We start from the raw sequence: 5,567 nt of genomic DNA on the forward strand, positions 1-5,567 counted from the left end.
ACACCAAAGGTGGGGGTGCAGCAGTATGGGGTAGAGATGGCGGGAGGGTTTGTTGGCGTGCGAGAATTTGCAAAAATCGCGCAAATTTAAGGCCTTGGGATGAAGCTTTCTGCTCCTGGGCCTAGGGGTAGATTGAGGATGAAAACCCACACATAAAGCAGGGCCGACCAGGTCACAAAAAAGGCTATGGAATAAGGTAGCATGAGGCTTATGATTGTGCCCATGCCTATGTTTTTTTGATACTTCATCGCAAAGCTGAGTACGATGGGCATGTAGATGAGGAGGGGCGTGATGATGTTGGTGGTCGAATCGCCTATGCGGTAGGCGGCTTGGACGAGTTCGGGCGCGTAACCAAGAAGCATAAACATCGGCACGAAAATGGGAGAAATCAGAGCCCACTGCGCGGAGGCTGAGGCGACGAAAAGATTGATGAAGCCGCAAATAGCGATGAAAAGAAGTATGAGAAGTCCGGAGTGTAGTTGGAGGCTTTCTAAAAAAATGGCTCCTTTGATGGCGATAAATTGTCCGATATTACTCTGGGCAAAAAGGGCGATAAATTGCGCGGCAAAAAAGATGATGGTCAGGTACATCGCCATCGTTTTCATCCCCTCGCTCATCGCGTTTACAATGTCGTTTGTGCCTTTGAAAACCCCGCTCACAAAGCCATAAATCACGCCCGGTATCGCAAAAAGAAAAAAGACGAAAAATAAAATTCCCGCGATGAAGGGAGACTTGACAAAGGAGCCTGTTTCTTCATTTCTAAAAAGGCTATCTTGGGGCAGGATGAGAAACAAAACAAAAGCCACATAAAGCAAGGCTCCTAAAGAGGCTAAGATCAGAGCCCTTTTCTCCGCAGCGCTTAGGCTTTGGATGCCCTCTTTGGGGACTTGCACTTCATACTTGCCGAGGCGGGGCTCGATGAATTTATCGGTGATGAGGGCGCCTACGATCGAGATGAGAAAGGTCGAGGCTACCATGAAATAGTAATTGACCTCAGGCCCTACGGTGTAGCTAGGATCGATGATTTGCGCGGCGCTTTGGGTGAGCCCAGCAAGGATAGGATCTACGGTGGAGATGAGTAAATTGGCACTATATCCTCCAGCTACGCCCGCGAAAGCAGCAGCAAGGCCGGCTAGGGGGTGGCGGCCTATGGAGTGGAAAATCAGGGCGGCAAGGGGCGTCAAAACGACATAGCCGATGTCTGAGGCGAGGTTGGATAAAACGCCGGCTAGGACAACAAAAAAGCTCACCAGTGCTCTTGGGGCGTTGATGATGAGGGCTCTTATGGCGACCTTTAAAAAGCCCGAGTACTCGGCGATGGAAACTCCAAGCACGGCTACCAAAACCACGCCCAGAGGGGGAAATTTGGCGAAATTTTCCACGAAGCTGTTGGAGAATTTCACAAAGGACTCTAAGGTGAGTAGATTGACAATCTCAATATGCTTATCCTTAAAATCAACCCCCACCCCAAGGGCAGAGGCTAGGGCTGAGCTTAGCATCAAAATGATGATGAGATAGAGGAAAATCATAGCCGGATGGGGCAGGGCATTGCCTAATTTTTCGACGAGATTGAGGAAAGAAAAGCGCTTTTGATTCATCGGGTAGCCTTTGAAATTATAATTTTAAAGGCTTGGTTTGTAGCATAAATTTATAAACTTTGCAAATCGATTCACAATCCAAGGCCGTTGGCTGGGCTGAGGCGCCTTAAATTTCACCTGTCGCAAAAATCCCTCCTCGCCCCAGCCGCGCGCCGCAAAAAATTCTAGCGCGAAAAATTTCGCCGCCTCAGCCGCCGCGTTTCCTGCCATCGCCGTGGCGCCGCGTAGAAAATCCTAGCGCCGCCGCTTGCACCCTTCGCGCAGGGTCTCCTCCAAATAGCCGCGCGCTAGTAAAAGCCTAAGGTTCTGCTCTTGTCAAAGCTTGATTGCAATTCCTTTTCAATGCTCTCTAAGGCATCCCGCATTTTCCAAACCCCATCCTCACTCACCGCAGCCTTGAGGGCGGTGTTTTTGACGATCATTAAAATTTGCGCCCCGCTGAGCTCATAGCGCGCGAGGGTTTTGGCATCAAAATCCGCTTCAAATTTCGCATTTTGGGGCAAAAATTTCCCCCAAATTTTCAGCCTGTCCTCAAAATCGGGCTTTTTGAACTCGATCTTCACATCAAAACGCCGCGAAAAAGCGCTATCAAGGCTCTCCAAAAAATTGGTCGTGGCGATGAGAACCCCACTGAAGCGCTCGATCTGCTCCAAAAAAATATTTTGCATTTGATTGTGCATTTTATCGCTTCCAGAGCCGCCCTCGATGCGGGTGCTTAAAAACTGATCGGCCTCGTTTAAAAGCAAAATGGGCGCTTGCTTGCAGGACTGTGAAATTTTTTTATAAGTGTCAAAAATTTTACGCACATTTTGCTCGCTCTCGCCCACCCATTTGCTTAAAATTTTAGAGCAGTCAAAGCTTAGAACCGCCTTTTTCATGGACTTTGCCATCGATAGCGCTGACATCGTCTTGCCCGTGCCAGCCGGCCCGTAGAAAATGATCTTAGCCTCGATGTTTTTGGAACTTTTGATCCCCCACGCGCTGAGTCGCTCGAGCACTTTTTTGTCCTGCTGCTTGAGGATGTTATGCAAAAGCTCCTTGGTGCTTTGGGGCATGATGATGTCGTTGATGTCCGTGCTAGGCTCGATGAGCTCGAAGATATCCTGATCCTTGACAAGGCTTTCAAGCTTGATTTTGGCGCTTTGCTTCTTGGGTGAATCCACCACACGCTGCAAAAGCTCATCGCTGATGAAAAAGCTCTTAGAAAGCTCTCCAAAAGAGCCCAAATACTCATCATACTCCACAAGGGCTAGGTCGATGAGGGGTGAGCCCTCCTCGAGGAGCTTTTTGTTTTGCCTTTTTTCCAAGTCGTTTTCACTGATGAGAGAGAGTAAAAAATCCTGCTCAAAGCCCTCCTCATCGCCGCGGGTGTATTCTGCCCTCAAAAGCGCCAAAAAGAGAATTTGCTCTTTGGAATTCAGTCGATATTCTTTAAAAATCTCGCCCACGACATTGTAAAATTTACTCAAAGCAAGCCGCGCCCTGATGTGCTTTTCATGGGTCTTAATCTGCTCTTTGAGCGCGCCATTATAAGCGCCAAGCCGCACGAGGGAAAGCTTCTGGTAAAGCTCGATACGCGCAAATTCGTCCCGCAAATACTCCAAATAATCCCCATAAGCCCTAGCCTTTCCAAAATCCTGCCGCTCCTTATGCTCCAAAAGGTCCAAAAACACCCCGCTCAAACTCAGCTCACTTTGAAGCAGAGCAAGGCTTGAGTTTTGTTTTCCCGCATCCATGCTCTTGAAAAAGCTCACATTTTGCATCACAAAACCCCGCTCAATGAGCCTTTTGAGGTCCCCTAAAGCGTCCAAGTAAGCATAATCCTCCCCCCCAAAAATCCCACTCAGCAAAGCCGAAGCATTCAGGCTGGCATTGGCCGCGATGTAGTTTTTACAGAGCTCCCTTAAGATCAAAGCCTCGTTTTTACTGCAATCTAGCCTCTGATAAAGCTTAGTTTTTTCAATGTTTTTATGGCTTAAAAATTCCTTCAGCTCCAGCATTTTCCCTCACTTTTGGCGCGTAAGTTGCAGCCTCACCCTTGAAATTTTATCCCAAAAGCGCACATTTTCCCCGCAAAGCTCATAAACGATCGCATAGTTTTTAGCCTCCAGCACCTGAGTAGAGCCGCAAGGGCTTTTTTGCAAATTTTTGCCCGCATAAAGGGGACGCGCCTTTAAAATATCGCTCAAAAAATCATCATAATGCGCGTGATTAAAGAATTTTTCATTAAAAATTCGCTTGGCATAGCATGCGCCATTGAGGCAGATTTTATCCCTCACGCTCAGGGCTAAAAGAGGCTTTCCCAGCTTGTAAATTTGCAAAATCAGCCCCCCGCCCTCATGCCTCAAAAAACCCATATCATTGATCTTTATCGCAGGGCTTGAGAGCAAAATCCTCATCGTTTGCGTGGGCGGATTTTGCGTCTTAGGATTTTTCACCGCGCAAGCGCTCAAAAAAAGCACCACCACAAAGAGCCAAATTTTCTTCACACCGGCCTCATTTTAGATTTTTAAAGCTCAAATTCAGCTCCAAATCCAGCCCCCGCACCAGCGCCATCACCGCTTGCAAATCATCGATCTGCTTCGCACTCACACGCAGCTCTGTGCCCCTTATTTGCGAGCTCACCTTGAGCTTGCTATCCTTGATCGCTCGGTTGATTTTTTTCGCGCTTTCGCTATCGATGGCGTTATTGACCCTTAAATTCAGCTTAAAATTTGCCCCGCTCTCCCTGTCCTGCTCCACCACGCCCCTAGCGTTGATCCCCCTTTTTATCAGCTTTGAAAGCAAAATGTCCTTGACAACCTCAAGTTTGGCTTCGCTCGAGCAAGTGAGACGAAAAAGGCTCTCCCTCTCGCTAAATTCCACCTCACTCTTCACGCCCCGCAAATCATAGCGCCCCTCAAGCTCCTTCTTCGTCTGCTCCAGAGCGTTTTTAAGCTCCCCGCTATCGACCTCCCCGCTGATGTCAAAACTATGCTCACTCGCCATTTTCCAGCCACTCCTTGAGATTTTCATAAACCGCAGTCATTAAATTTTCCAAGCTCTGCTTGCTCGCCCAAGCGATGTGCGGGGTGATGATGAGGCGCTCGGCATCTTTCACGCCCAAAAGCGGATGGTTTCGCACCATAGGCTCGGCTTCAAGCACATCAAGCCCGGCATAAATTTCACGCTCGTTCAAAACCCTCGCCAAGTCCTGTTCATTCACTATCCCGCCCCTGCCGACATTGATGAGTATGGCGGCGGGTTTTAGGAGCCTAAGCCTATCGTAGGCGAGTAAATTTTTGGTTTTTTCATTGAGCGGGGCGTGGATGCTGATGATGTCGCTTTGGCTCAAAAGCTCCTCCAGGCTCAAATTCTCAAATCTCGTGTTCAAATTCATCCCGCTCGTGGAGTGGTAAGACACCCTCGCCCCAAAGGCCTCGCTTATGCGCGCGACCTCCTTGCCTATCGTGCCAAGCCCGATAATGCCGTGCCTTTTGCTGGCTAAATTCTGCGTGAGGCGAGAAAAATCCGTAAAAATTTCACTCTCACACCACGCACCCCTCTTCGTCCAAGCATCGTAGTAAGGGATGCGACTGAGGAAGGCAAAAATCAGCGCAAATGTATGCTGCACCACACTCTGCGTGGAATAGCCCGCGACATTTTTCACCGCGATGCCCCTTTGCTTGGCAAATTCCACATCGATATTATTCACCCCTGTGGCCGTTTCTAGGATGAGCTTGAGGCTCGTTTTTTCAAGCACCTCTCGGCTCAAAACAACCTTATTCACCATCGCCACATCCGCACCCGCAAGACGCTCCACCACAAGCTCAGGCGGGGTTAGCGCATAGCTTTCAAATGTCCCAAATTCCTCAAAGGCACTCAGATCTGCCCCGCCCAAAGTCGCCGCATCCAAACATACAATTTTCATTTTCTCTCCTTTTCTATGTTCTTTTTAGCGGACGGAGTAAATCCGTCCTAAAAGAACCA

At 48.7% G+C, this 5,567-nt stretch carries 6 protein-coding genes; all 6 read right to left on the bottom strand.

The annotated features are described in order from the left end of the window. Nucleotides 1–86: 86 nt before the first annotated feature. The 6 genes from Q4A73_RS07130 to Q4A73_RS07155 all read right to left on the bottom strand — a co-directional run bounded on the left by Q4A73_RS07130 (nt 87) and on the right by Q4A73_RS07155 (nt 5,508). Complete coding sequence (locus tag Q4A73_RS07130) at nt 87–1,598, bottom strand: AbgT family transporter (RefSeq protein ID WP_303206763.1); 1,512 nt, start codon at nt 1,596–1,598, stop codon at nt 87–89. 24 nt (nt 1,599–1,622) lie between these two features. After that, complete coding sequence (locus Q4A73_RS07135) at nt 1,623–1,808, bottom strand: hypothetical protein (protein ID WP_303206764.1); 186 nt, start codon at nt 1,806–1,808, stop codon at nt 1,623–1,625. A 77-nt stretch (nt 1,809–1,885) separates the two neighbouring features. Beyond that, nucleotides 1,886–3,598 (bottom strand): ATP-binding protein, encoded by a 1,713-nt coding sequence (locus Q4A73_RS07140; protein WP_303206765.1) that lies wholly within the window; start codon nt 3,596–3,598, stop codon nt 1,886–1,888. 6 nt (nt 3,599–3,604) lie between these two features. Continuing rightward, nucleotides 3,605–4,087 carry a hypothetical protein gene (locus tag Q4A73_RS07145; RefSeq protein WP_303206766.1) on the bottom strand — a complete coding sequence of 161 codons (483 nt, stop codon included), beginning with the start codon at nt 4,085–4,087 and terminating at the stop codon, nt 3,605–3,607. Between the two features lie 7 nt (nt 4,088–4,094). Then, the gene (locus Q4A73_RS07150; RefSeq protein ID WP_303206767.1) at nt 4,095–4,586 is read right to left on the bottom strand and encodes a YajQ family cyclic di-GMP-binding protein; all 492 of its coding nucleotides are present in this window, start codon (nt 4,584–4,586) and stop codon (nt 4,095–4,097) included. Further along, the gene (locus Q4A73_RS07155; RefSeq protein ID WP_303206768.1) at nt 4,576–5,508 is read right to left on the bottom strand and encodes a D-2-hydroxyacid dehydrogenase; all 933 of its coding nucleotides are present in this window, start codon (nt 5,506–5,508) and stop codon (nt 4,576–4,578) included. Before Q4A73_RS07155 ends, Q4A73_RS07150 begins: the two co-directional genes overlap by 11 nt. Between the last annotated feature and the right edge of the window lie 59 nt (nt 5,509–5,567).

Origin of the sequence: Campylobacter sp. (assembly GCF_030528245.1) — a bacterium.
Lineage (GTDB): Bacteria > Campylobacterota > Campylobacteria > Campylobacterales > Campylobacteraceae > Campylobacter_D.